This is a genomic window from Alkalibacterium thalassium, assembly GCF_900101165.1.
Lineage (GTDB): Bacteria > Bacillota > Bacilli > Lactobacillales > Carnobacteriaceae_A > Alkalibacterium > Alkalibacterium indicireducens.
This window is the reverse complement of record NZ_FNFK01000004.1, coordinates 41,403-68,298: the sequence shown is the minus strand read 5'-3', so window position 1 is coordinate 68,298 and position 26,896 is coordinate 41,403. Positions and strand designations below refer to the sequence as shown.

19 protein-coding genes and 1 pseudogene are annotated in these 26,896 nt (G+C 46.1%); 19 read left to right on the top strand and 1 reads right to left on the bottom strand.

Going from position 1 to position 26,896, the window contains the following annotated elements; all coding sequences use genetic code 11:
* Window positions 1-121: 121 nt before the first annotated feature.
* The 8 genes from BLR76_RS02070 (at window position 122) to BLR76_RS02035 (ending at window position 7,759) form a co-directional block, all read left to right on the top strand.
* On the top strand, window positions 122-1,141 hold the full coding sequence (locus BLR76_RS02070; protein WP_091264843.1) for a M24 family metallopeptidase: 1,020 nt from the start codon (window positions 122-124) through the stop codon (window positions 1,139-1,141).
* A 525-nt stretch (window positions 1,142-1,666) separates the two neighbouring features.
* The gene (locus BLR76_RS02065) at window positions 1,667-2,863 is read left to right on the top strand and encodes a hypothetical protein (RefSeq protein WP_091264840.1); all 1,197 of its coding nucleotides are present in this window, start codon (window positions 1,667-1,669) and stop codon (window positions 2,861-2,863) included.
* A gap of 15 nt (window positions 2,864-2,878) precedes the next feature.
* Entirely contained in the window at window positions 2,879-4,072 is a 1,194-nt protein-coding gene (locus BLR76_RS02060) for a hypothetical protein (protein WP_091264837.1), read from the top strand.
* The gene (locus BLR76_RS02055) at window positions 4,069-5,013 is read left to right on the top strand and encodes an ABC transporter ATP-binding protein (RefSeq protein WP_091264834.1); all 945 of its coding nucleotides are present in this window, start codon (window positions 4,069-4,071) and stop codon (window positions 5,011-5,013) included. Before BLR76_RS02060 ends, BLR76_RS02055 begins: the two co-directional genes overlap by 4 nt.
* Window positions 4,994-5,905 carry a hypothetical protein gene (locus BLR76_RS02050; RefSeq protein ID WP_091264832.1) on the top strand — a complete coding sequence of 304 codons (912 nt, stop codon included), beginning with the start codon at window positions 4,994-4,996 and terminating at the stop codon, window positions 5,903-5,905. The genes BLR76_RS02055 and BLR76_RS02050 overlap by 20 nt, the downstream gene beginning before the upstream one ends.
* Window positions 5,906-5,918: 13 nt before the next feature.
* The gene (locus tag BLR76_RS02045) at window positions 5,919-6,614 is read left to right on the top strand and encodes a hypothetical protein (RefSeq protein WP_091264831.1); all 696 of its coding nucleotides are present in this window, start codon (window positions 5,919-5,921) and stop codon (window positions 6,612-6,614) included.
* Window positions 6,615-6,641: 27 nt separating this feature from the next.
* The gene (locus tag BLR76_RS02040) at window positions 6,642-7,334 is read left to right on the top strand and encodes a hypothetical protein (protein WP_091264828.1); all 693 of its coding nucleotides are present in this window, start codon (window positions 6,642-6,644) and stop codon (window positions 7,332-7,334) included.
* A 98-nt stretch (window positions 7,335-7,432) separates the two neighbouring features.
* On the top strand, window positions 7,433-7,759 hold the full coding sequence (locus BLR76_RS02035) for a hypothetical protein (RefSeq protein WP_091264827.1): 327 nt from the start codon (window positions 7,433-7,435) through the stop codon (window positions 7,757-7,759).
* 80 nt (window positions 7,760-7,839) lie between these two features.
* Here the strand turns inward: BLR76_RS02035 and BLR76_RS02030 are convergent, their stop codons facing one another.
* Window positions 7,840-10,044, bottom strand: coding sequence for a S8 family peptidase (locus tag BLR76_RS02030; RefSeq protein WP_091264824.1), 2,205 nt, complete (start codon window positions 10,042-10,044; stop codon window positions 7,840-7,842).
* Window positions 10,045-10,318: 274 nt separating this feature from the next.
* Here BLR76_RS02030 and BLR76_RS02025 point away from each other — a divergent pair, with 274 nt between their 5' ends.
* The 11 genes and pseudogenes from BLR76_RS02025 (at window position 10,319) to BLR76_RS01975 (ending at window position 26,804) form a co-directional block, all read left to right on the top strand.
* Entirely contained in the window at window positions 10,319-11,602 is a 1,284-nt protein-coding gene (locus BLR76_RS02025) for a TIGR02679 domain-containing protein (RefSeq protein WP_091264821.1), read from the top strand.
* A 20-nt stretch (window positions 11,603-11,622) separates the two neighbouring features.
* Entirely contained in the window at window positions 11,623-13,680 is a 2,058-nt protein-coding gene (locus BLR76_RS02020; RefSeq protein ID WP_091264818.1) for a beta-galactosidase, read from the top strand.
* A gap of 40 nt (window positions 13,681-13,720) precedes the next feature.
* A complete protein-coding gene (locus BLR76_RS02015) occupies window positions 13,721-13,960 on the top strand; it encodes a hypothetical protein (RefSeq protein WP_143009169.1) in 240 nt (79 codons plus the stop codon).
* A 174-nt stretch (window positions 13,961-14,134) separates the two neighbouring features.
* Window positions 14,135-15,100, top strand: coding sequence for a LacI family DNA-binding transcriptional regulator (locus BLR76_RS02010; protein WP_091264814.1), 966 nt, complete (start codon window positions 14,135-14,137; stop codon window positions 15,098-15,100).
* Window positions 15,101-15,997: 897 nt separating this feature from the next.
* Window positions 15,998-17,665 (top strand): annotated as a pseudogene (locus BLR76_RS02005) (glycoside hydrolase family 13 protein); the annotation flags it as partial.
* A 242-nt stretch (window positions 17,666-17,907) separates the two neighbouring features.
* Entirely contained in the window at window positions 17,908-20,178 is a 2,271-nt protein-coding gene (locus BLR76_RS02000; protein ID WP_091264808.1) for a glycoside hydrolase family 65 protein, read from the top strand.
* Between the two features lie 241 nt (window positions 20,179-20,419).
* Window positions 20,420-21,082 (top strand): beta-phosphoglucomutase, encoded by a 663-nt coding sequence (gene pgmB, locus BLR76_RS01995; protein ID WP_091264805.1) that lies wholly within the window; start codon window positions 20,420-20,422, stop codon window positions 21,080-21,082.
* A gap of 11 nt (window positions 21,083-21,093) precedes the next feature.
* Window positions 21,094-22,725: a glycoside hydrolase family 13 protein gene (locus BLR76_RS01990; RefSeq protein ID WP_091264803.1), complete on the top strand. Its 1,632-nt coding sequence runs from the start codon at window positions 21,094-21,096 to the stop codon at window positions 22,723-22,725.
* 406 nt (window positions 22,726-23,131) lie between these two features.
* A complete protein-coding gene (locus BLR76_RS01985; RefSeq protein ID WP_091264801.1) occupies window positions 23,132-24,436 on the top strand; it encodes a sugar ABC transporter substrate-binding protein in 1,305 nt (434 codons plus the stop codon).
* Between the two features lie 173 nt (window positions 24,437-24,609).
* On the top strand, window positions 24,610-25,926 hold the full coding sequence (locus BLR76_RS01980) for a sugar ABC transporter permease (protein ID WP_091264799.1): 1,317 nt from the start codon (window positions 24,610-24,612) through the stop codon (window positions 25,924-25,926).
* The gene (locus BLR76_RS01975) at window positions 25,926-26,804 is read left to right on the top strand and encodes a sugar ABC transporter permease (RefSeq protein ID WP_281241328.1); all 879 of its coding nucleotides are present in this window, start codon (window positions 25,926-25,928) and stop codon (window positions 26,802-26,804) included. Before BLR76_RS01980 ends, BLR76_RS01975 begins: the two co-directional genes overlap by 1 nt.
* The last annotated feature ends 92 nt before the right edge of the window (window positions 26,805-26,896 follow it).

Below are 26,896 nucleotides of genomic sequence, written 5' to 3'. Positions count from 1 at the left end.
ATGAGGCAGGGACTGCCTTTTGAGCCTACCCATATCCGATTCCTCTGTCTGCATGAAACCTGTGCAGACAAGAATGGAGTTCGTAGGAAGCCCCCACTTCAAAATCCGGAGGATTTAAGTGGTGGGTAGTTCACCAGCTGTTCTTCAAGAGACAGATATAGATACGTCCAGTCAGGTCGGCCTTGTCGGCTGGAAGCTGATTCCGGGGATGGCTCGTCAGTTCGATATCTCGCAATTTATCGTTAGTGCCCTGGAGACGGTTGCCGGAAAAGACAAGCTTGTCAATGCGACAGCGCTTCTGGTCGGTCCGGAAAATGGCGCACGAGTGACCATCAATGCCAATGAAGCGGCACATTACGAATACGGAGCAGCTCTGGCATCAGATGCGGTACTGGATGCGATGAATGGTCTGACTGTCGGAGTGAGCGAGCTGGAAATGGGGAACCGTCTCAACAGAGATGGCCAATACAACAATGTGGTCACGATCGGTGCATTCGGTGACCGATTTATAAAAGGGAATCTTTACCCGACTGATAATAGACTCGTCAAAGGAGACAAAGTGGCCCTGACGGTTTCTTATAAAGGCGGGTTGTCGAGCAGGTCAGGCTATGCCGTGACAAATGAAGAAGAACTTGCTGGAGTAGATGAAGGATACTTAGAAGAGGTCGTCATGCCTTATTTTGAAGCGTATCATTACTGGCTGACGAACTTGAAAATAGGTCTGCGCGGTGGAGACTTTTATGATGCCTTCAATAATTTTTATCCGCAGGACACATACGGCTGGCATCTTTGCCCGGGTCATCTGACGGCAGATGAAGAATGGCTGTCTTCGCCATTTTACAAAGGATCAGAAGCAGTCGTTCAGTCGGGGATGCTGTTTCAAGTCGATTTCATTCCTTCTCAGACTGGCCATAACGGGGTTTCAGCTGAAAGTACGGTCCTTCTAGCAGATGATGAATTGAAGCAGGCCATACGGGTAGACTATCCTGATATGTGGAAACGAATCGAAAGCAGGAGAGCCTACCTGCGTGACGAGCTGGGTATTCAGCTGCCAGAAGATGTGCTGCCGATGGCTGGTACACTTGCGTATTACAGACCCTACATGCTGAACAACGAATACGCACTGACGATTGAAAATTAATTGATTGAGTGAAAACTCCCCTGTTCGGGGAGTTTTTTCATTATAAAGAACAGGACTAAAAGAGAAGAGGTGGAAAATTTTCTCGGAAACTTTTTCGAGCCCCTTGTCTACAATGGTAAGTGAAGTATAGGGATAAATGTCTTCTTAAACTGCGTTATGAATACAAAATTATGGAGTCTAATGATGAACCGTGCTGATAAACTAGACCGTGATCAAAACTACTTTAGTTTACGACTCAACTGGTAAGCTGAACTGTATTCTAAAGTGCCATAATGTAGTTTATTCAGAATATTACGAGTGAAATATACCGAGTGAGTTTCTCACTGGTTCATGATAAAAGAACAATTCTATATTAATGATTCAAGTGAATAACAGTCATATCGGAGCCGATATAACGGCTCATATTATGAAGAAAGTATGAAGAATGATCCGCATTAGAAAAAAATGATAAAACGTCTTTTTTTCTTAGTTTTCTATGATAGAATGATTTAAATAGTACAAATACATAGATAAAGGATCGGTTGAATGTACAAGCAGATTATAAAAGAAACCTTGAAATATATGTGGAGAAATAAGAAGAACAGGCTGGTTATGGTTCTCAGTTTAGGCGTCGTGCTGGCACATAGCCTTCTCATCTTGCCTAATCTAACGGAAGATTTTGATGTGGATGTTGCTCAGCTCGAGCGGTCTATCGTCTCAAATCAGCAGACCTTTGAAGACCGTCTGGAAACGGGGCAGACCCTGCCATCATTTTTTACCGGGACGAGTGCCTATCAGCAAGCCAGAAACGAGTACGTGAATCAGCGTGAACTGCTGACAGCGATTCGGACTGGGGACGCCAGACGCTACCTGACAATTAACTACAGACCTCAGGGAGATCCGGGAAGCGTTATAGAAGCTGAAGGGTTCAATATTCCCATACTGGGCTATGCTCAGGAGCGGGACTTTCAGTCTATGAAAAATCAAGTCTACGTTAATGAAGTCGAACCGCTCAGTTTTCACCATATTCATGAACGGACGAGTCTGCAGCAGATGCATCTATTTCTGATCGGATGGGGCCCTTACATACTTATTTTCCTGCTGCTGTTCATGATCAGTGATGTGGTGACAAAAGACAGAAAACTGACCACTCAAAAACTCGGAGTCTCCAAAAACTGGTTTACCTATCTAATGGTCCAGTCTCTGGCTGCTCTCGGCTTTGTTGTGCTGTTCTTTGCGGCCATGACCGGGATTTTCTATCTCGTCAATGGCATCCAGTACGGCTTTGGTTTTGGATCGCTGCCTGCTGGTGTTTTTGAAGCCGCACCTGAAGGCGAACCGTTCCATACCTCCATCTCGTCTGTTATTGATCTCTCAACATTTTTTATCCGGGCACTGCCGATTCTGGCACTGCTTCTTTACGGCTTTACCCGTCTGAATACGCTGCTCAGCTTGATCGTCAAGCAGGATGTCGTCGTTCTGATTGCTACATCCTTTGCATTGTTATTTCCTTTTCTTTACTACGGGGAAGAGACGACAGAACTGCTGGGACTTAATATAAGCTGGTACCCTCAGACCTACTATCAGGTGGGAGGTGCGGCAACAGGCATGATCGACGCAATTGTCCAGGAACCTGTTCCGTATTCAAGAGGCATCATTGTCCTGCTTGTTACCCTACTGATTATTGAAGGGCTGAACTACTTGGCATCGAAACTCATTACTAGACAGACATTCTTAGGATAGGAGGCATGAATACAGATGAAAACATTAATTAAATGGAACAGTCGGCTGATGCTTCGAGACTGGAAGACACGCCTGCTGCTGATTGGATTCTTTGTCTTTCTCGGGTCCTTTTCCTTGCTTTACAGACAGCAGAATGTGACGTTGCCTGAGATGCAGCTGCGTGCAGAATACAGTGATGCGCATCAGATTTTCCGAATGATTCCGGACTCACACTTCGAAGGAGAAATAGGTCAGGAAGTCCAGCAGAGACTGGGACGTAATTCGATCCTGATCGGACTGAACCGCTACATCATGACTCAACGTGAAGGGAATACTGTAGAGGGGCTGGAAGAGGTGGTGTCCGATTATTTAAATAACGGCCGAGAAATGGCTGAAAATAATCTCTATCTTCATGAAGAAACTGATTTTGAATCCTATGATCTTCTTCAGGACGTCTATCTGCCGTCGATAGAAGAAGTGGAGCAGCAGATCGCGTTTTTCAATGCACTTGAAGACAACAACCTTGATATCGAATGGAACCCGTATGCGTCGTCTCAGATTCTTCAGCAGCAGGTTGAATTGTTCGTGACGGTCATCGTGTTCATTGCAATCGCTTTGCTCGCGGGGGATCATTTTACGAAAGATCAAGTGAAGAATTACAGTGTGACCCAGGGGCTGCCTGTTCCTTTTAAAGCTCAGTGGCGGGTTAGAAGCGGGATGCTCTGGTTCCTGACTTGGGTCGTGGCTCTGGGTGGGCTGGCGGCCAGTTATCTCATTTCACTGTTCTTTGAAACGTCTGGCAGCTTGAATTATCCGACTGAAATATATATGAATCAGACCATCAGATACATCCCGCTCTGGCAGTACAGCCTCCTTCTGATCGGAATGGGCATGATTGTCAGTTTCCTGTTTCTGCTGATCATCACCGGACTGAGCTGGATGATCCGAAATGTCTACCTGACCTTGTTCATCACAGCCGGGCTGGTCTTGTCTTATACGTTATGGCAGGTCTTTCCACCACTTACAGGCTGGCAGCCGTCATTCTACACAAACAGCGTAGGCGTTTTGACTGGAGAGATGGCGAAACAGTTCCAGCTTCCAGGCATCGAATTCTGGCGCCTGCCGTTGATTGCCCTGGTGATCTGGCTTGCTCTTGAAGGGGCATTTCACTACCTGTTCAGCCTCATTCCGACTCAGTCGCTTGGATTAAAAAGGAGAGAAACTAAATGACATTAACTATCACCGATATGACCGTTGCTTACGGCGATCGTGTTGTACTGGAAAACATCTCGTTTACATTGAACAATGGACAGATCATCGGACTTGTGGCACCGAATGGAACCGGGAAAACGACGCTGTTCAATGCGATCATGCGCTTTATTCCGGTCAGATCCGGGACGATCGAAGTGGATGGGACAGCCTACTCTGCCAAGGACAAGGATGTTCTGGCTCTGCATAAGCTAATCACCTTTTTTCCGAATCAGGCCGATCTGCATGAAAACTTTTCCGGAACGGAGCATATCCAGATGTATGCGGATATGTGGTCAGGCAAGCGCGATCAGGTTCAGGCGATCATCAAACGTCTGGAAATGGAAGACTATGTGGACCGCAAAGTCAGCACCTACTCTCTAGGTATGCGCCAGCGACTCTGCTTTGCCATGGTGGTGGCGGCCGATACACCGATCATGTTCATGGACGAGGTCATGAACGGACTCGATCCGGAAAACGTGTCGCTCGTCTCTGACATATTGATTGACCTGAGACGCGATGGAAAAATCATCATGGTCGCTTCCCACCTGCTCGACAATCTGGACGAGTACGCGGACAAAGTCTTTTTCCTGAAAGACAAGCAGCTGCATTTTGTCTTCGACCACCATGTAGATAAAATCGACTATTTCAAACTCATGTGTACACAGAAGCAGACTGAGAAGCTGGAAGAGTCTATAGCTTTGCCTGAAGGAACTATGCATCTGGGGAACAGCATGCTGTGCATTCCACTTGAAACCCTTAATGAAAAAGAACAGCTGGCTCTTTATCAGATGATCCGTCAGATGAAAGACGGTGCCTTGACAGTGGGACCGCTTGGAACGGGAGAATATTATTCTCATCTCTACGGCCTGGAACTTCATTCTTACGACAGGGGGCATGAGCATGAGACTGAACCGGTTTAAACTGTCCGTCAAGCTGACTGGACTGAGCGGTGTACTTATGCTGCTTTCCGGCTGTGCCGGCTTTACAGGTCTCCGCTCACCGCATTATGATGGGGGGCCGATCGAACCTGATGAGGAAGCGATTGAGCGCTACAGCGAATCATCCCAGGTGGATGAGGCATTCGAAGGCATCTATAGACGGTATCCGCTGAGCAGCCGATTAAGAGAGGACGCGCTGGACTTTTCTGACGCAGGCTCTTTTGAACTGAACGAAGGGGAGTATAGTGTAGGCGAAGACTTGCCTGAAGGTCGGGTTTATATTCAAAGTGAGTCGAGCGATTTCAGGCCTGAATTCTGGATCATCCACACAGCACACGTCGTGATTAGAGACGAAACTGATTCAGTGGCTTTTGATCAGCATTTTCAGAATGAAACTGGCGTGATGCAGGCCTATGTCGATTTGCGAGAAGGCTACACGGTTGAGGTAAGCGGGAATGATCCAATCCTTTATGTGGACTATTCTGGAGAAACCGGGAACAACTGGGTGAATACCGGGCTCGGTGAAGAGCAGATCACACTGACATCCGGACACTACAGTGTAGGAACGCACCTGTCACCCGGGCAGTATACGATAGAAAGTGCTACGGGTCCCAGGGCTTCGGAACTTTATCTCCTTTCTGAGAATGATGAGGTAGCCATTATTGAACTGCACTCGCGTATGAATCCTGCCGGGGTCATAAGCGCAGAAGACAATCAGTCGCTGCTTGAACGAGGGCAGATTACCCCGGAAATATATGAAATGAATGAAATGCAGAGACAGAGGTTTGAAGAAGACAAGCCGGTGATCGACCTGGATGAAGGAGATGTTCTTTATCTGCCGATGGTCGACCAGCTGTTACTGGAAGAGAAGTAGAAGGAGCTAACCTATGTATGAATCCTGGATCGAAGCCGAACGCTTCTACTCACTAATCATGCCTTGGACCATAATCGGCCTGGCTGTCCTTGTGTTTGTCTATATTTTTATTTATTCTTACACAGCCAATGGTCAGAAGCTGAGGAAAGGGGCTAATTTAAGTGTGATCAGTATCCTTTTACTCAGTCTGCTGTATTTTGTCTTCGGTCATCTCCGCTACAGCTTCTGGGTGGAGCAGAATGATTACATTCACCCCGGAATCAGAGAATATACCTATATCTTAGGGATTCGGTCAGATGAGGATCGGCAGGTCATAAGAGCCCAGCGTCAGAGCCCGTCTCTTTATAGACAATTGAATGCACTGGAAAAATATGAAGCTGATGCCAGGGTACAGCCAATGATTTACGATTATCTGGGATCCAGAGACGATACCCATTATTTTTCTTTCGGAGACGAAGACCAGTATGCATTCCGGATCAGGGGTACTGTAGAGTGGACCCGAGGCGAACGGGACATTCACGGCTGGCAGTTCAGGCTGACAGATGACCGCTTCGAGACATTAGGTTTCGCAAAAGACTTTGATATTATTTTTGATGTTCTTCTGTTACCTGAAACAGAGCAGAGAGAGCTGGCCGATTTGTCTGATTATCGTATGACAGCAATCAGTGAAGTTTATCCGAACTGGATTTTCCCGAATCAGCGTGACTAAAACAGGATATTAGAATAGGAGAGACCTATGTTTAGACAATGGATGGCAGCTGAACAGTTCTATACGTTTACCTTGCCGGCTATAGCAATCGCCATGATCATATTGGCAGGAGTTTACCTGTTCATACTGATCTACACCGACCGGAAGACTAGAGCGCAGAAAATCGGTCATCTGGTGTTTTTCAGTCTACTGACACCTGCTATTATCTACGGCTTGTGGGGACACCGATCTCATAATTTCTGGCTTGATCAGAATGACTACATTCATCCGGGGATAAGAGATCGGGCAACGATTTTTGGTATGGAAACACACGAAGATCCAGCGATCGCCAGTGCCTACAGACGTTCTGAGAGCTTAGGGGAGAATCTGACTCAGCTTGAGATGTACGAAGATGAGGAAGTGACGCGCGACTTCCCCTATACCTATGTAGGCTCAAACGGCAGTCAGCATTATTTTTCATATGGAGAAGATGACGCTTATACGTTTCGGCTGGACGGTGTGGTTCACTGGTCTGAAGACTCGAGTTATCTGATTGGGCGTGAACATAGGCTGGTCGACGAGCAGTTCGAAGACATTGGCTTTTACAATGAACACCACATCATTTTTGAAGCCCTGCACTTGACCGACGATGAACAGGGAGTGGATCCGTCCCGTATGGAACACTACTATTCAGTCACCGATATGATCGGAGGCTGGCTGTTTGGACGGCAGTTTTATTAATTGAGTATCAGACAGTGATATTTCATTTTAAAAAGATTGTATTTTCTGAGGTTGCCTTGTAGAATATAGTAAGTATATGAATTAAAGGAGTTTATAAAATGGATCTTGAATTATTCACGGAATTTAGATTAGTGTTTGGCATTACCCTGGCTATATTAGTGCTGTTTTTAGTTCTTTCTCTTGTTCCAAAAGGCAGAAACACTGTAGTGACTTTCTTTTCAGTTCTGGCTATTTCCATTTCACATCTGGCAATTGCTACAGCTTTGCTGATTGTTGAAAATACCTTCCTCGAAGACTTTACTTTAGATGGGGATTCACTGACGTTCTACATGTTCCTGGGCGTTGTCCTGTTGGCTATTCTGAACCCGATTATTTACAAGCTTAGAAACAAGTCAGGCAGAAGACGGCCGTATTCATTTAAATAAATAAAAAAAAGGATCGCCCAACGTCGGGTGATCCTTTTTTGTTCAGATATAAGATTAAAATCAGCTAGGCAATGACCATTCTACTGCTTAGGTTTACCGCCAAAGAAGTAGAATCCTCCACCGACTGAAGTCAGGATAACGAGGCCTCCAATCAGTACAACTGGGAGTTCGCTGTCTCCGTCACCGAATGAAGCACGTGTTGATTCTTCAGTTTCATCTTCTTCCGATTCTTCTTCAGGTTCCTCGGTTACTTCTTCTATTTCTTCCGGTTCTTCACTGCTTAAAATGGCAGCTTCCAGTTCTATCGGATCAAAGACAGCCATAGTCGCAACCGATGCAGTCTGTCCGACTACCGCGCTGTTAATATAGGTGTCGCCAAGTAGAATCCATTCTTCCTGAGCCGTGTTCCACTCGTATAACTGGTGCTGATTGGCTTCAGCCTGTTCTGTAAAGAAGCGGTAAGTCATCTGTTCAGGGAAAGACGTAATCATCTGGTCATTCTGTTCAATTGAGAAGTCGATCAGATCGCTGTGAGCAGTCTCACTGTAGTCCAGAGGCTCCTGAACTGTTTCGAAAGACAGGAAAGCCTCTCCTTCAGTCAGGTTAGCTGCCGGAATGACCCATTCCATATCGATACGTACAATCAGTAGTGTAATATTTCGGCTTCTGATCGATTCAACTTGTTCTGGAGTAAGATTGACTCGCTCAATATATTCCAGTGACGAGTCAAAGGAGATTGCCAGCAGGCCATTGTCTGCGACAGCTTCCAGGTCTTCGTCATCGATGACGGCCATCCCGTTCGTGTCTGAAGGGCGGATCCATACCGTACTCTGATGAGGCTCTTCTTCTTCAGCTTCGTCTTCTTCATCAGCATCTGATGCGTCGTCTTGACTATCCTCTGATTCCTGATCCTCAGCTGGCTCTTCTTCAGGGGACGAATCGTCTTCCAGGTCATCCTGAGGGGATTCGGTATCGTCTATTTCTTCCGAATCCTGTTCTTCTCCATTACCGTTTTCGTTTTCATCAGTATCTTCATCAGTTATACCGTCTTCTGTTTCAGTGTCGTCATCGGAGTCAGATTCCGTATCATCTTCTTCGGGCTCGGGCTCTTCCATCTGTTCAGGAAGATAATGAACGAGTCCGTATCCATAGTCTTCATCGTGCCCTTCCGGACCAAGGTCTCTAGCTTTTTCAGCCATCCGTGCTCTTATTTGAGCAGCTGATTCCTCTGGATATTTCTGCATCAGTAGTGCAGCAATTCCAGCAACGTGTGGGGTTGCTTGAGAGGTGCCGGACATTGTTCTGAAACTATCCGGTCCATCGATGCCTAAGCCTAAAATGTCTCGACCAGGAGCAGCCAGTTCGTTTTTTGCTGAAATCATTGAGTCGCTTGCCCGATAACCATTCTGATCGACGTTGGCCACAGCGATCACTTCAGGATGAGCTGCAGGATAATCGATGATGTTCTTATTTTCTGAGATATTTCCGCTTGCAGCAACCACAAGGATCCCCTGCTGGTCGGCAATTTTGATCAGATCATGAATTTCCTGACTGACTTTACCATAGCCTGAACTGATACTGATAATGTCCATATTTTCATTGATTGCCCACTGTAGTCCGGCTAGTAGGTTACTTGCATTAGTCGTGTCTCCGTCTTTCTGGTGATATACTTTTACACCATAAAGGTTTACTCCAGGTGCCACGCCTTGAGCACGCGACCCCTGGTTGGCACCAATGATGCTGGCGACATGTGTACCGTGACCGTCGTGATCGTTCGTCCAGTAGTCAGGGTTTTCTGTGTCATCTTCAAATATACTGTACCCACCGGCGTACTCAATATCACCGTGCTCATAGAAACCAGTGTCCAAAACTGCAACACTGACTGATTCGCCTGTGATGCCTTCTTCCCAGGCATTGAATGTACCGATCATGTCCTGATTCCAGTCGTCGGCCTGAACGGGGTAACTGTGACCGGTACTGGTTGTGTGCATCTCCTGGTCATAGGTGATACGTTCGACATTCTCCATCTGACTGATGTCCTTGATTGAAGAAGCTGGGACGGACATCGTCTGAACAGGGAGAAGTGTCATTGTACGTACATTTTTGAATTCCGGGTCGAGGTCTTCTTCTGATGGAACCTCGCCGCTGTACCTGACGATAATATCTATGTACTCGTCAGAGTGATGACGGTCATGAGCCAAGGCAGAAGTGGCTGGTAAAAGTATACCAAGTACAAGAACCACTGCGCAGGCTGCACACCATAGCATTACACGTTTTTTATTCACTAATCAAAAGCTCCTTTTTCTCACAAATTCATTTGGGACATTGTGCTGTCTTTAATAGACAGATTTAATAAAATGCTAATCTCATGCGTTTTCTATGAAAATTGCGTCATTACAAGTATCTTATCACAAGCCGGAGATTGGTGAAGGGTTAAATGCATGTTAAAAATGAAAATAATTAGAGTGTTGTCACAATTTGTTAAAAAAATTCAGAATAAGGTGATTTAGTGGTAAGATGTAGGGGAAATCACCCGCAGGAAAGGAGTTACGTCTGAAAATGACTGACTTGAATGAAGCGATTCAGTTTTTTGAATCTCAGCCTGGAATGGATAAACTGTTCAAGCTGTTAAGAGATGAACTGCTTACGCATCGTAGAATCAAAGGACACGTTAAGCTGGATGGGTTTTCTCTTATAGAGCTGGAGTCCATTGCTCATTTTTTTCAAGTATCCATTGATTCACTTAAAATCAAAGGCCGAGTTGACCTTGAAGCCTTCAACAGGAAACTGGATAGCCCGCCATTCAATGGAATTGATCTTACACAGCTGCTGGAGGCCTATTTTGACGAAAAGCTGCTGACATTATCTACTAAAGAAGAACGCTCGCTGTATCTTAAACGGCTGGAAAAGGAATTTTCCCTCCTGAAAGACTGGCTGGCTTATTTGCGCACCCATAGCCGAGATGTAAGATGGATTCACGATATGATAGAGGAGTCGAGCCATCAGTTTGAACAGCATGTGCTGTACTTATCCGAAGGCATCCGTCTGCTTCCGAGTCGACCGATCCGCCTATCTGTTTTCAGTCAGATCATCACACTGGATGCCGATGCCTTTCAGCCTTCCAGTCCATTAGGAAAACTTTGGCTGCATGTTCTGGCGGAAACTAAACGCCTACATGCCATCGAACCGATCCGTCTGCCTGAAAACAGAAAAAATGAAGACAAGCTGTTGAAGGAGTTCAACTTGTTCAGAGAAGATATTTCTGATTCTGTTACGGTGGCCAATCTCTTTGCCGAGACTCAGACCGGGTATCATCCAATGTGGGAAGCCGCAGTACATTCGAGAAGCGTACTGACCGTTCCCTTAAGAGAAGTGATCAAGCTGACGGCGGTTTATCCGGCTCACGAAACCGGCATCGTTTATGTCGTAGATGATCCCGAGCTGTTTACCCGCATTCTGGATGAGGTGCCTTCGATACCGATGATCTGTACAAAAGAAGAGTGGACCTGTGCCATCTGGGAAGTCTTTGACCGGATCGAGGACAGCGGATTCAACATTCGCTTCATCGGGAACTTTACCCCAGAAGGCATCGTCCGGGCAGAAGAACTGCTCCTTCATTATCCGACGCAGTCCAGTACCTGGAGGATGGACATTCCAACCTATCTTAAATCTCGAAATCTCAATGAGTATTTGAGTGACAAGGACTGCGAACTGCTGGACAAGCATCATCTCGACTACCTTGCCTGCCTGAAAGATGAAATGAGAGACCGACGACAAGCGGGTTATCTGATGAACGTAGCGGATGATCTGATCAATGAACTGAAAACATATTACAATAAGTAGTGGGAAGAGAGGAATAACAAGTGGATAGAATAAGAGTAACTGACGACAAGCGCCTGCTCCACGGCGGCGACTACAACCCGGACCAATGGCTGGACTATCCGGATATACTTGAAGAAGACGTTAAGCTGATGAAAAAAGCGCACACCAACACCTTCTCTATCGGAATATTTGCCTGGGCGGCGCTGGAGCCTGAAGAAGGCGTATATCATTTCGAGTGGCTCGATCAAGTCATTGAACGGATCGCATCGATCGATGGGCGCTTTATTCTGGCCACTCCGAGTGGGGCAAGGCCGGCATGGATGTCAAAGAATCATCCTGAAGTGCTGCGTGTCGATTCGCTCAGACGCAAGCAGCTCCATGGGGCGCGTCATAACCACTGCTTCTCTTCTCCATACTATAGAAGAAAAACGCAGGAAATGAATACCCTGCTGGCGGAGCGATATGGGGATCACCCTGCTTTGCTGATGTGGCACATTTCCAATGAATTCGGCGGAGAATGTCACTGTGATCTGTGTCAGGAGAATTTCCGGGCCTGGCTCAAAAATAAGTATGACAACGATCTGGATAAGTTGAATCACGCGTGGTGGGGGCCGTTCTGGAGCCATACGATTACAGAATGGGATCAGATCGAGTCACCTTCACCGATTGGGGAAAGTGCTGTTCACGGCATGAATCTGGACTGGCGTCGCTTTGTCTCTTATCAGACGATCGACTTTTATAAAAATGAAATCGTTCCATTGAGAGAACGGACACCAGACATCCCGATCACGACAAACTTCATGTCGGACAATCCGGAGTTTGTGCCGTTTACCGCACTTGATTACAGTCAGTTTGCCAAGGAAGTGGACGTCATCAGTTGGGACGCCTACCCGGCCTGGCATAATGATCAGGAAGATACACCGACGCTGGCCTCACGTGTCGCCTTCTTAAATGATCACTTCTACAATATGAAGCATCAGCCGTTCCTGCTTATGGAATCGACACCAAGCCTGGTCAACTGGCATGATGTGAACAAAGCTAAACGTCCAGGAATGCATTTTCTGTCTTCCATGCAGATGCTTGCACATGGGTCAGACAGCGTCCTGTACTTCCAGTGGCGCAAGTCCCGCGGATCTTCGGAAAAGTTCCACGGAGCTGTCGTCGATCACGACCGGTCCAGCGAAAACAGGGTCTTCAAGGAAGTGGCACAGCTCGGTCAGGCAATGGAAGCCTTGTCGGATCATGTCGTCGGATACCAGCGCAAAGCAGATGTCGGCATTCTGTATGATGTGGAAAGTGAGTGGGCGCTGAAAGATGCTCAAGGCTTCGGACTGAAGACGAAGCATTACGGAGAAACCCTGCAGAAACACTATCAGGCTTTCTGGGAACGGAACATTGCGGTAGATATTCTGTCAAAAGAAGATGACTTGGAGCATTATAAAATTCTTCTGATCCCAATGCTTTACATGGTGTCTGAAGAAACGGCAACTAAGCTTCAGGCTTATGTTAAGAACGGTGGAACGCTAGTCGGGACCTACATCACTGGCTTAGTCGATGAGTCCGATCTGACGTATCTTGGGGGCTGGTATGGCCCGCTGAAAGAGATGTTCGGAATCGAACCGACTGAAACGGATACTTTTTATCCATCGGACCGAAACCATGTCTCCTACAAAGGCCAGTCCTATGAAGTGAGAGACTATGCGACACTTATGAATATGGCTGGAGCTGAAACGCTGGGAAGTTATGAAGAAGATTTCTACAAAGGGACTTCAGCGGTTACTCGAAATGAGTACCATAATGGACAGACATATTATATCGGAGCCCGTCTTGACGATGCCTTTCATCAAGCTTTTTACGGTGAACTGATCGATGCACTGGGACTGAAAGCCCCGCTGGATCTCAGACATAAAAGAGGCGTCTCTGTTCAGGCAAGAGAAGCTGAGGGTAGACAGACCATCTTCATCATGAACTTCACTGAAGAAATGCAGGCGATTGAGATCATGGAAGACGTGACGGATCTGCAGACCCATTCTCCATTGTCTGGGACGCTTGATCTGGCACCTTACGAAGTTAGAGTGGTCGAGAAAGTCGTAAGCTAGTTGAACGGTAGGGGGGCTGATAACTGGAGCCTTCCCTATTTTGCTAATAATGGTGATAGAACAAGTTGAGAATAGGGGAGAGAGACGATTTTTTTCATTTCTTATGATGCTGGCTACTCTGTCAATGACAATCTGGGCTATTGTGTGTGCCATGAATATGGTAGCTGTAATCGAAAAAGTACATAAAGACAAAGAGTATGACTACGATATGTTCTGGCTGACGGCTTTCTTTACTGTGATTGTTACTGTTTTGACTTTCCTTCTGGTTGATGCGCTTTAATGAGGTAATCTGATTAGTTTTGTTTGGTTATCCGAGGTGAATCGGGCGGAACTTAAAAGAACTTAAAAGTTCACAGTTTTCATTGAAATTATTCTAAAAGAATGTATCGATTCTTGATATAATATAGGGTGAATAGTTGAAACGAAAGATTGAGAAAGAGAAAGGAGAACGCATTTGGTCACATTAAATGATGTTGCAAAAAAAGCCAATGTTTCCAAAATGACTGTTTCCCGTGTCATCAATCACCCGGAACAAGTGACTGATGAGTTGAAGCAGCTGGTCTATGAAGCCATGCAGGAACTGAACTACCGGCCGAACATTGCTGCCAAAGCATTGGCTAACAACCGAACTCAAATTATTAAACTGCTTATCCTGGAAGAAATGGATACAACTGAACCGTATTATATGTTTCTGCTGACTGGTATTGCGAATGAGCTGGATAAGTATGCGTACAGCCTTCAGCTTCTCACTCATAAAAACGTGCAGATCGGGGATTCCGACGGCTATATCGTCTGTGGCATGCGTGATGAGCATAAGGAACTAGTGGAAAGTCTGAAGAAGCCGACGGTAGTCTACGGTCAAAATGATATCGGCTACGATTTTGTCGACAGCAACAATCAGAAGAGTATGGAACAAGCAACAAAATTTGCCATTCAGGACGGCTACGATAAGATCGTCTATATCGGTATTGATGTCGATCAGCCCTTTGCCCATGCCAGAGAAAAAGGTTATGCTCAAGTCATGGATGCACATGGACTGGAAAAGAATGTCTACCGTCTGGAAAACCGCTCGAGGTATTCTGCTGCATTCATCCGGGAGAATCTGGATCGTTTTCCTAAAAACACGCTGTTCCTCTGTGCATCCGACCGTTTGGGGCTGGGTGTTATCCGGGAAATCAGGGAAATGGGATTTGATATTCCCAACGACTATGGCGTCATCGGACACGACGGCGTGTTCCTGGATCAGATCGCTTATCCACACCTGACGACCCTCAAGCAGTCGACAGCCGAAATGGGTGCAGCCTGTGCCCGAATGGTTCTGAACAAGGTGAAGGAAAACGGCAAGTCTCAAGGAAATAAACTCTTTGAAACCGAACTGAAGCTGGGTGGAACGACCCGGAATCAGCCCGAAGTAAAGTGAAAAAGCTGTAATCAAAGGGTAAGACTGAAGCGCACGACTGGCTTCAGTCCTTTTTCTGTTCAGAAATCTGTTTGGCAGAATATGACAAGGGGTCTGAAGAAGTGCTAGATGGAGTTTGATCTAGAAGATATGGAGATTAGTTTTGTTAGCGCGTGTCTAGCTGGAGGTCAGCTTCTGATTTGGGGGAGGAACTGTAAGTAGAGCGGGTCTAGTTATAGTTCCTGAAAAAGTAGGACCTGAAAGTGAAACGAGAAGCCCTCTAGCGTAAGCAATAAAGACGATTTTAGAATAAGCTAGAACTAAAGCTTTTCTAGCATCAGTTATTTCTCCCGAATAGGAACTGAACTATAAGTAGAATCGGGCTATCTGTAGTATGTACAAAAGGATCTTCAATAAGGTATAACTAGGCGCAGGCCTAGTTACATTTTAGATAGCATGGAAATATCTGAACTGCAAAGAGAATCGGTCGATGACAAGAATGGCAGAAAAGTAATAAGGAATTGATCAATTCTCTAATGTGGAAAGGAAATAGCTGTGGCTATTTCCAGCCGATCTTCAAGTGTCCTGGTCCCTGAAAGAACTCCTTTAGATTCATTATCTTAATATAATTAAGGTATGATTATCTTTTCAGCACCTTCGTTGTCGCCTGATGCGGAGCAGGGGTATTTTATGATGTACTGAGTCTGTCGGAGATGGGATGAGTGTCACTCAGTTTTTTAATTTTCCGGACGCTATAATCAGGCAGATGTCAGCGCTTCGATTTCTGTTACCGATAACACTTTAAAACTGCTTGTATAATTACCTGTGGATGCTAGAATCAAGATGGAACCGCTTAATGAAAGCGGGAACGAGCGACTCAATTAATAAGAAACGCATTAGTTAAAAGGAGACTTTATTATGGACACAGCTGCAATTTATCACCGTGCCGAGAGCGAATACGCCTATCTGTATGAGCGTGGGCATTATCACATCCGAATCCGGACGAAAGCGAATGATGTGCAGTCCGTTGAACTGCTGAGTGGCGATCCCTATTCACTGGACCAGGAAAAGTGGTTCATGAACGGGAAGGAAATGAAAAAAGTTGCTTCAACGAACATGCATGACTACTGGATGATCGACACACATGAACCGACTAAACGAATGGCATACGGATTTAGAGTCATTGGGAAAGACGGAATTGAAATTTTCTATTCGGACCAGGGTGTCTTCCCATTTGAAGAAACATTCTTGAGTCAGATGAACTTTTATTTCCGTGTCCCTTATATTCATGAAATCGATGCCTTCCGTGCACCGAAATGGGCGGGCGAAACAGTCTGGTATCAGATTTTCCCTGAACGCTTTGCCAACGGTGACCCGTCAAATGATCCAGAAGGCACACTGCCGTGGGGAAGCAAGGAAAACCCGTCACGTGATGACTTTTACGGTGGAGATCTGCGGGGTGTTCTCGATAATATGGATTATCTGGAAGACCTGGGCATCAACGGCATTTATTTCACACCGATTTTCAAAGCTCATTCGAACCACAAATATGACACCATTGACTATAAAGAAATCGATCCGGACTTCGGAGACAAAGCTTTGTTCAAGAAAGTCGTGGAAGAAGCGCACAGCAGAGGCATCCGGATCATGATCGATGCGGTATTCAATCATGTGGGAATTCATTCTCCTCAGTGGCTGGATGTCCTTGAAAATCAGGAGAAGTCCAGATACAAAGACTGGTTCTATATTCATTCTTTCCCAGTCGATGATGTTGCCGGCCTGAGCACAGAAGCGCTGGAAAATGTCGGACGGGTGAATTACGATACGTTTGCATTTACTGGACACATGCCTAAACTAAATACAGCCAATCCAGAAGTCCAGGAGTATCTGTTGGATATATCCACTTATTGGATCAAGGAATTCGATATCGATGCTTGGCGTCTGGATGTCGCTAACGAAGTTGATCACTTCTTCTGGAAGCGTTTCTTCAAAGAAACAACGGCAATCAAAGAGGATCTGTATATTTTGGGAGAAATCTGGCATTCCTCACAGAACTGGCTGAATGGCGATGAGTTTCATGCAGTGATGAACTACGCCTTTACCGATACGATCGAGAACTACTTCTTCAAGAAATTCCTGTCACCGACCAGACTGGTATCCGGCCTGAACAGTCAGCTGATGCTATACCGCCAGCAGACCACTGAAGTCATGTTCAACCTGCTGGATTCCCACGATACACCGCGTGTGCTGACGAAAGCAGGCCATGACAAGAATCTGGTGAAATCTGCCATGGCCTTCCTTTATGCACAGCCGGGAGCACCATGCATGTATTACGGTACAGAAATCGGTATGGACGGGGGAATGGATCCGGACTGCCGCAAGTGCATGATCTGGGATGAAGATAAACAGGATCATGATATGCTGGCATTTACAAAAGAACTGATTCAATTCCGTAAAATGTATTCAGATATCCTTATTTCCGGTGAAACAGAGTGGCATGACGTGAGAGACGATGAACAGTTTTTGGGATTCAAACGTAAACTCGGCAACAGAGAACTGCTTTTCTTCTTCAATCAGGATGAAGAGGAAGCATTCCTGCCACTCATTCCGCGTGGGGCAAAGAAAGTGTTCCATCTGAATGATATTGCTGATGGAGATGAAACATTGCTCAGTCACAATGGATTTTCAGTCTTTTATTATGAAGATAATGAAGAAGAACGTAAAAAACGCCTGATGAAAAAACGTGACCGGGCAAAGAAACGCAAGGTTCTGATGGAAGCAATAAAAAAATAGACAACTATAAATGATTAGGATTGGACGTGTAATGTATGGAACGTATTGCAAAGGTGGACCCATGGAAGGTCATTTCTACAGATGTGAGTGAAAAGAAGCGCGTACAGGAAAGCCTGACCTCAATTGGAAATGGCTACATGGGGCTGCGTGGAAATTTTGAAGAAGGTTACTCTGGAGATACTCATATCGGAACGTATTTAGCTGGAGTCTGGTATCCGGACAAGACGCGAGTCGGCTGGTGGAAAATAGGCTACCCAGAGTATTTCGGAAAAGTGATCAACGCGACTAACTTTATTCCGGTCACAGTGCTGATCGACGGGCATAAGATGGACCTGGCTGTCGATGAAGTCAGGGACTACACCCTGGAACTGGATATGAAAGAAGGAATCCTGAATCGGTCCTTCGTATGGGAAAAGGACGGAAAGGCCATTGCCTTTAATTTCTCACGCTTTGTGAGTGCAGCTACTAAAGAGCTGGCCGTCATTCATGTAGAAGCGACCAGTCAAAAAGGTGATGCCTCAATTGAATTGATCCCTCATCTGGACGGTGATGTGGTGAATGAAGACAGCAACTATGATGAAATGTTCTGGTTGGAAAGAAATCGCGGCCTGTCTCCATATCCCTATCTGACAACAAAGACGATCGAAAACAATTTCGGAACGGACCGATTCACCGTGACCATGATGATGGCGAATCTGACGGAAGGCCTAACAACTGAATCAGCGGCGGACTCTGAAATGAAGGTGGAAGAGCATGTAACCGGTCAGCTAGGTGAAGGGGAATCAGTGTCTTTGACTAAGCTGGTTTCTGTCATTACGAGTCGTGATGTAGAAGAGTCCGATCAGATCGATGCTGCTGAACGCATCGTTGCTGAAGCAAAGGATAAAGGCTATACGAGTTTGAAAGAAGCTCACGTAGAAGAATGGGCACAGCGCTGGAAAAATGCTGATGTCATGATCGAAGGGGACGAGGCCAGTCAGCAAGGGGTCCGTTTCAACATCTTCCAGCTGTTTTCGACCTATTACGGAGAAGACCCGCGTCTGAATATCGGACCTAAAGGCTTTACTGGAGAGAAATACGGCGGGGCAACCTACTGGGATACTGAAGCCTGCATCCTGCCAATGTATCTGTCAATCACAGATGAGGAAATTTCCAGACAGCTGCTGGTATACAGACACAATCAGCTTGAACAGGCTCATATCAATGCTCAGAAACAGGGACTGAAAGGTGCTCTTTACCCGATGGTGACTTTTACAGGTATAGAATGTCACAATGAATGGGAAATCACTTTTGAAGAAATTCACCGGAACGGAGCGATTGCTCATGCGATCTATAACTACTCCACTTACTTCGGTGATGAGACCTACTTGCTGGATCAGGGTCTGGATGTCCTCGTGGGTATTTCCAGATTCTGGGCTGACCGTGTCCACTATTCAAAGCGTAACAAGCAGTATATGATCCATGGCGTAACGGGACCTAACGAATATGAAAACAACGTCAACAACAACTGGTACACTAACACGATGGCAGCCTGGACGCTTCGCTACACGATGGAGTCTCTAGAAAAAGCATCCGAAGAGCGCTTAAGTGCTCTGGCTCTTGAACCTGGCGAAACCGACAAGTGGGCGGATATTGTCGAGCATATGTACTTCCCTGAGGATGAAGAGCTTGGAATTTTCGTTCAGCACGATACATTCCTAGACAAGGATCTGCGACCGGTAGATTCACTGAAACCAGAAGAACGTCCGATCAACCAGAACTGGTCATGGGACAAAATTCTGCGTTCACCGTTTATCAAGCAGGCCGATGTGCTTCAGGGGCTGTATTTCCTGAATCATGAGTTCACTCAGGAAGAGAAAGAAAAGAACTTTGATTTCTATGAGCCGATGACGGTCCATGAGTCTTCTCTGTCTCCTCTTGTACACTCGATTCTAGCATCCGAGCTGGGCAAAAAGGAAAAAGCATTCGAAATGTACGAGCGCACTGCCCGACTGGATCTGGACAACTACAACAATGATACAGAAGACGGTCTGCATATTACGTCAATGAGCGGCGGCTGGCTGTCGATCGTTCACGGTTTTGCAGGCATGCGTACCCTTGAGGGGCATCTATCCTTCGAACCATACTGCCCGACGCAGTGGACCGGCTATCAGTTTAAGCTCAAGTACCGCGGGCGTCTGATTGCTGTGCACGTGACTGCTGATGAAGTCGAATTCTCTCTTCAAGAAGGGGAGGCGCTGACCTTCACGCTTTACAACAAAGAAGTCACGCTTGATGGAACGCTGTCGCATGCGATAGAAAAATAATTGCAGTAAAGTAAAGGGGGAGGCTTCTCCCCCTTCTTTTTTAGTGAGGGGTACCTGCATACCCCGGTACTCGGGCGAAAAATCAGTCTGAGTTTGCTCCCAAACCTATTTTTGTAGGAAAAGCTTATTTTAAATAGAGAAAAGCCGCCTGGACGGCTTTTAACTTCAGTGTAATCATAAGGTCGCCAGTTTTCGCCAGGCGAAAACTAGTCCATTTATATAACAAACAGGAGGAATTGACATGATTAAAGGTTTGATTTTTGATTTAGACGGCGTCATTACAGATACTGCAGAATACCATTTTCTGGCGTGGAAAAGTCTGGCTGAAAAAATCGGCATAGAGATTGACAGAGAATTCAACGAACAGCTGAAAGGGATCAGCCGCATGGAGTCTCTGGATCTGATTCTTAAGCACGGAGGGAAAGAAACGGCCTATACAGAAGCTGAAAAAGAAGAATTGGCCACGCAGAAGAATGAAGAGTATAAGGCATACATCAAGGAAATCACACCAGATGATCTGCTTCCGGGTATTGATGCGCTATTGAAAGAAGCGAAAGAGAAAAAATTAGGGCTGGTTCTGGCTTCAGCGAGCAAGAATGGACCGGCAATTATGGAAAGGCTGGAGATCATGGATCTGTTTGACGGAATTGTAGACCCTGCGTCACTTAAAGCAGGTAAACCGGATCCGGAGATTTTCATCAGAGGTGCTGAAATGCTGAACCTCAGTCCACAAGAATGCGTCGGACTGGAAGATGCTGAAGCCGGGATACAATCGATTAATAGCGCACATATGTTTTCTGTCGGAGTCGGGTCTAAAGAGGCGATGAAAGAAGCGGATTACGCAGTTGAAAGTACGGCCGACCTGGATCTGGATACGATTCTTGAAAAGGCCAATCAGAACTGAGGAGGACAAGAATGAAGTGGTGGCAGAATGCGGTAGTCTATCAGATCTATCCGCGCAGTTTTCAGGACAGCAATGGAGATGGGATTGGGGATATCCCAGGCATTACCAGCCGGCTGGACTACTTAAAAGAGCTTGGGATCGATGCGATCTGGCTGAGTCCGGTCTATGCGTCTCCGAATGACGACAATGGGTATGACATCAGTGATTACGAGGTTATTCATCCCGAGTTCGGTACGATGGAAAATATGGATGAACTGATCGCAGAAGGGCAGAAACGAGGCATCCGAATCGTGATGGATCTGGTCGTCAATCATACGAGTGACGAGCACAACTGGTTTGTCGAGGCCAGAAAGAGTGAGGATAATGCCTACAGAGATTACTATATCTGGCGCGACCCTGTAGATGGGCAGGCACCAAACGATCTGACTTCTGCTTTCAGCGGATCAGCCTGGACACTTGATGAAAAAAGTGGACAGTATTACCTGCATCTATTCAGCAGGAAGCAGCCGGACCTGAACTGGGAGAATGAGCGGATGCGTCAGGATGTCTATAAGATGATGAACTTCTGGCTAGACAAAGGGATAGGCGGCTTCCGTATGGATGTCATCGATCTGATCGGCAAAATGCCGGATGAAAAATTGACCGCAAATGGACCGAAGTTGCATGATTACTTGAAAGAAATGCATGAGCACACGCTAAAGGGACGTGATGTGATGACAGTCGGTGAGACATGGAGTGCGACCCCTGAGTCGGCTAAACTGTATTCAGACCCTAAGCGCAACGAGCTGTCCATGGTTTTTCAGTTTGAACACATGATGCTTGACGAACAGCCCGGCAAGTCGAAATGGGATCTGAAAGAACTGGACCTGGTCGAATGGAAGCAAGTCTTGAGCAAGTGGCAGGTTGCCTTTAAAGAAGATGGATGGAACAGTCTGTTCTGGAATAACCACGATACTCCGCGTGTCGTTTCAAGATGGGGGAATGATGATACCTATCGTGTCGAAAGTGCGAAATGCTTTGCGATACTTCTGCACCTGATGAAGGGGACCCCTTATATTTATCAGGGGGAAGAAATCGGCATGACCAACCGTTTCATTAGTTCAATCGATGAAGTGGACGACATTGAAAGTCGGAATATGTACCATGAACGGTTGGAGCAAGGCTACTCAAAAGAAGAGATTCTGAATGCCATCAACGTCAAAGGGCGCGACAATGCTCGGACACCTGTACAGTGGGACAGTTCAGAGCATGCCGGATTTACGACAGGCGAACCATGGCTCGCTGTTCAGCCGAATTATACAAGCATCAATGTTGAGCAAGCCGTATCAGACAAAGAATCAGTGTTCCATACATATAAGCAGCTGATTCAGTTGAGAAAAGATCATCCCGCAATCGTCTGGGGAGACTATACACTCTTGTTACCTGACCACCCGACGGTCTTTGCCTACGAGCGTCGGTACCAAGGTGAAAGATGGGTCGTTGTGGCTAATATCAGCGACGAAAAACAGCAGGTCAGTCTGGACGACATGCCAAATGAGTATGATGTGATGGCAACCAATTACAACAGGTCAGCTGTTGACTGGAAATCAGTGGATCTGAACCCTTACGAAGCGGTAGCGGTGAGAGCATGGGAAACAAGCTAATTTATGACAGGCATACGTCTTTTTAACCGGGATCTTAACCGGAAAAGGGCGTATGCCTTTTTGTCTGCAGAAAAAATACGATTTATAATCAGTTACACCGAAACGATAATAACGGGAAATCATGGAACAGAGGTTGTGCATTATACACTCATATTAATGGTTAAAAATGAGAGGACGCCAGCAGTATTTAACTACAGGGATGTGACGTGATTCCTGATACCGGTAACATTGAAAAAACAATTGAAATAATTGTAAAAACCTTATATAGTTAATTTGTAATCACTTACAAAAGTTTTTCAAGCGGTTTCGTGAATGGGATGGTACCTCCTGTTTACGGACAAGTCGGCAATGAAAAGTGACACGTAATGTGTCTAATGAAGACTGAAAAAAATAGGAGGAACAAAAAATGATCGATTCTAAATTGTTATACAAAGGAATGTTACTGCTTTCAACTGCTGGTCTATTAGCTGCATGTGGAGATGGTGACGCGGGAGATGCGGGAGATACGGGAGACACGGGAGACACGGGCACCGATCCTGACACGACTGAAGAAGCTACAAACGAAGATGTACCTGAAAAGCCTGAATCTCTTCACATGTGGGTTAATAATGAAGAACAGCAGCTGGATGCTTATGAAGAAATTACAGCGCGCTTTACTGAAGAGTACGGTATCGATGTACAGATCACACCTTACGAAATGCTTGAGCAGCTTGAAGGCATGAGCTTGGATGGACCTGCCGGACAAGGACCGGATCTTTTCTTCCAGCCGCATGACCGTATGGGAGATATTTACCTGCAGGGTCTGGCAGCTGAGCTTGATCTGACAGATGATCAGCTTGAACGCCTTGGAGAGTACAACGAAGAAGCGGTTCAGTCATTCAGCTTCGAGGGAATCCAGTTCGGAATCCCAGCAGTCGTTGAAACATATGCTCTATTCGTCAACAATGAGCTAGTACCTGAAGCACCTGAAACAATGGATGAACTGATGGACATTGCGCGTGATCTGACTGGAGACGGCCAGCACGGCTTCATGATGAATGCAGGAGACCTGTACTTCACATATCCGTTCATCACAGCTGACGGAGGATACATCTTCGGTCAAGATGAAGACGGCGTCTATGATCCAACCGATATCGGTCTAAACACACCTGAAGCAGTCTCAGCTGTAGAAATGATTCAGTCATGGTTCGACGAAGGGCTTATGCCTCCAGGAACTGACCTTGAAGTAGCGGACAGCTTGTTCATGGATGGACAGCTTGGTATGGTCGTCAACGGCCCATGGGCAATTCCTGACTACCGTGATGCAATCGGTGAAAACCTGCAAGTCGTAGAGCTGCCGACTCAAGACGGAGAGCCATTGAACTCCTTCTCAGGAAACAAAGGTTGGTTAGTCAACTACTACACAGACCATGAGTACTGGGCAACTGAACTGGCTCTATTCATCACCAACGAAGAAAGCTCAACTACTTACTTTGAAGTTGCCGGTGAACTGCCTGCTCACACAGCTGTAGAAATCGACGATGAATTCATGGCACCAATCTTCGCACAGACTCAGAACGCTCACCCAATGCCAAATATTCCTGAAATGTCTCAGGTTTGGGAGCCAATGGGAGACGCGCTGCAGTTCGTACAGCAAGGGTACGATGTACAGGAAGTACTGGACGAAGCTGTTGCAAATATTGAAGCCAACATTTCAATGATGGGACAATAAGGCACCCAATATAGTGTGAAATCAAACTAATTTGAACAGGGGAGATTGAGCAGATGTGATGACTCAATCTCCTTGTTCGTATTAGTTCTTTGAAGTAATGAATGCATAGAGAGCGATGCTTTAAAGGCAGCAAAGTCTCTTTTAAATATTGGGCTGATAGAAGGAGAGAGATTATGCCTACTGACAAAAAAAATCAAAAAAACAAACGTCCCGTAAATGCGGATCTGGACCATAGCCCTAAAAAAGCTATGCTGCTGTCCGTTATTCCAGGAATGGGTCAGATTTATAATAAACGACGATTAAAAGGTGCACTGATATTCATCCTGTTTGCAGCTTTTACTGTAATGATGTTTGACTTTATTGCTTCCGGATTACAGGGGCTGATTACCCTGGGAACTGAACCACGAGTGGACGATTCACGTGTGTTCCTGATTGAAGGAATTTTAGCTATCATATTCACTGTGTTCTACGGTGTGTTTTATACGTTCAACCTTCAGGATGCAAAAAAAGAAGCGCAGAAAATCAGAGACGGATGGCGTCCAGGAGGCGTTATGGAGAACTTCAGGAATTCATGGGATGCCGGTTTTCCTTATGTTCTGATCGGCCCAGGATTCATTCTGCTGATCTTCGTGGTCATCCTGCCGCTGCTCTTCATGGCTTTCATGGCTTTTACAAACTACAATTTGTATAATGCCCCGCCTAGAAACATTCTGCAGTGGGTCGGCTTCGAAAACTTTGTCAGACTGGTGACCATCGCGGAATGGCGCACCACTTTCTTCAGCGTTCTGTCATGGACACTGACTTGGACATTCGTAGCAACGACCTTGTCTATCGGACTGGCTATGTTCCTGGCCATCCTGACAAATGACAAGCGACTGAAAGGCACACGTATCATCCGGACGATCCTGATCTTACCGTGGGCTGTTCCAGGATTCGTGACGATCATTATTTTCTCAGCATTATTCAATGACAATTTTGGAGCAATAAACACAGATATCATTCAGCCACTGTTCAATACGACTATCCCGTGGATGTCTAACGTCATGTGGAGCCGTATAGCGATCATCATGATCCAGGTATGGCTTGGCTTCCCGTATGTTTACGCGCTGTTTTCCGGTGTGCTTAAAGGAATTTCGGATGACTGGTATGAAGCAGCGGATATGGACGGAGCAACACGCTGGCAAAAATTCAAGGAAATCACTTTCCCGCATTTGATGTTTGCCACAGGGCCGATCCTGCTGACGCAGTACACATTCAACTTCAACAACTTCAACATTATCTATCTCTTCAATGAAGGGGGACCAGCTGTGCGCGGACAGAATGCCGGCGGTACCGATATCCTAATCTCATGGGTTTACGGGCTGACATTCAACAACTCTCAGTTCAGTATGGCTGCAGCAATTTCACTGATTCTCGGACTGATCGTGGCGACCTTCGCTTTCTTCCAGTTCCGTCGTTCACGATCATTTAAAGAGGAGGGGAACTATTAATGAGTAAAATCTTCGAACGCATGCAGAAGAGACAGTTCACGCGCAAGCAGAAAAGCAAGCTTGAAGTCGCTATGATTTATCTGATTCTGGCCGTCATGTTCCTGATCATTTTCTATCCGCTATTCTGGGCCTTTGCCATTTCAATGAACACGACATCTAACTTATTTACAGCGTCCCTTTCTCCGGCAAACTGGTCTCTGGACAATTACGTCTGGCTTTTTACCAATCCAAGAAGTGACTACCTGCAGTGGTATCGGAACACCTTGTTCGTTTCCACAATCGTAACGGTAGTAACGACGCTGCTGGTCAGCTTTACAGCCTATGCATTTTCGCGTTACCGTTTCAGAGGACGCACGTACGGCTTATATGCCTTCCTTCTGCTTCAGATGTTTCCAGTTCTGATGGCAATGGTGGCTTTATTCATCCTGCTGAACACGATTGGCCTTATTGACAACCTATGGGGACTGATCCTGATTTACATCGGAGGAAACATTCCGATGAATGCCTTTTTAGTCAAAGGTTACCTGGATACCCTGCCTAAATCGCTGGATGAATCCGCTAAAATGGATGGTGCCGGACACTTCAGAATCTTTTTCCAGATTCTGCTGCCGCTGGCAAAACCTATTTTATCTGTGGTGGCCCTGTTCAACTTCATGGCCCCATTCATGGACTTTATCCTGCCTCGTATCGTGTTGAGAAGCCCTGAAAATTTCACATTGGCTCTGGGTCTGTACAACTTTGTCAACGCCCAGTTCTCCAATAACTTCAGCCGATTCGCTGCCGGAGCGGTACTGATCGCTATTCCGATCGCCACAGTTTACCTGCTGCTGCAGAAGTACCTTATTTCAGGTCTTGCCGCCGGTGCCACCAAAGGGTAATACAACTAAAGCTCTCCTTACGCCTTCCGTATGGGGGAGTCTTTTTTGCTCAAAATTGAAAGCGTTAACCAAAAAGAAGAGGAGCCTGAGTA

Excerpts from the sequence above, each read along its gene's own strand:
- BLR76_RS01990 (WP_091264803.1), top strand. The coding sequence starts at position 21,094 with ATGAAGTGGTGGCAGAATGCGGTAGTCTATCAGATCTATCCGCGCAGT.
- BLR76_RS02055 (WP_091264834.1), top strand. The coding sequence starts at position 4,069 with ATGACATTAACTATCACCGATATGACCGTTGCTTACGGCGATCGTGTT.
- BLR76_RS01980 (WP_091264799.1), top strand. The coding sequence starts at position 24,610 with ATGCCTACTGACAAAAAAAATCAAAAAAACAAACGTCCCGTAAATGCG.
- BLR76_RS02065 (WP_091264840.1), top strand. The coding sequence starts at position 1,667 with ATGTACAAGCAGATTATAAAAGAAACCTTGAAATATATGTGGAGAAAT.
- BLR76_RS02035 (WP_091264827.1), top strand. The coding sequence starts at position 7,433 with ATGGATCTTGAATTATTCACGGAATTTAGATTAGTGTTTGGCATTACC.
- BLR76_RS02040 (WP_091264828.1), top strand. The coding sequence starts at position 6,642 with ATGTTTAGACAATGGATGGCAGCTGAACAGTTCTATACGTTTACCTTG.
- pgmB (WP_091264805.1), top strand. The coding sequence starts at position 20,420 with ATGATTAAAGGTTTGATTTTTGATTTAGACGGCGTCATTACAGATACT.
- BLR76_RS02060 (WP_091264837.1), top strand. The coding sequence starts at position 2,879 with ATGAAAACATTAATTAAATGGAACAGTCGGCTGATGCTTCGAGACTGG.
- BLR76_RS02050 (WP_091264832.1), top strand. The coding sequence starts at position 4,994 with ATGAGACTGAACCGGTTTAAACTGTCCGTCAAGCTGACTGGACTGAGC.
- BLR76_RS01985 (WP_091264801.1), top strand. The coding sequence starts at position 23,132 with ATGATCGATTCTAAATTGTTATACAAAGGAATGTTACTGCTTTCAACT.
- BLR76_RS02045 (WP_091264831.1), top strand. The coding sequence starts at position 5,919 with ATGTATGAATCCTGGATCGAAGCCGAACGCTTCTACTCACTAATCATG.
- BLR76_RS02025 (WP_091264821.1), top strand. The coding sequence starts at position 10,319 with ATGACTGACTTGAATGAAGCGATTCAGTTTTTTGAATCTCAGCCTGGA.
- BLR76_RS02000 (WP_091264808.1), top strand. The coding sequence starts at position 17,908 with ATGGAACGTATTGCAAAGGTGGACCCATGGAAGGTCATTTCTACAGAT.
- BLR76_RS01975 (WP_281241328.1), top strand. The coding sequence starts at position 25,926 with ATGAGTAAAATCTTCGAACGCATGCAGAAGAGACAGTTCACGCGCAAG.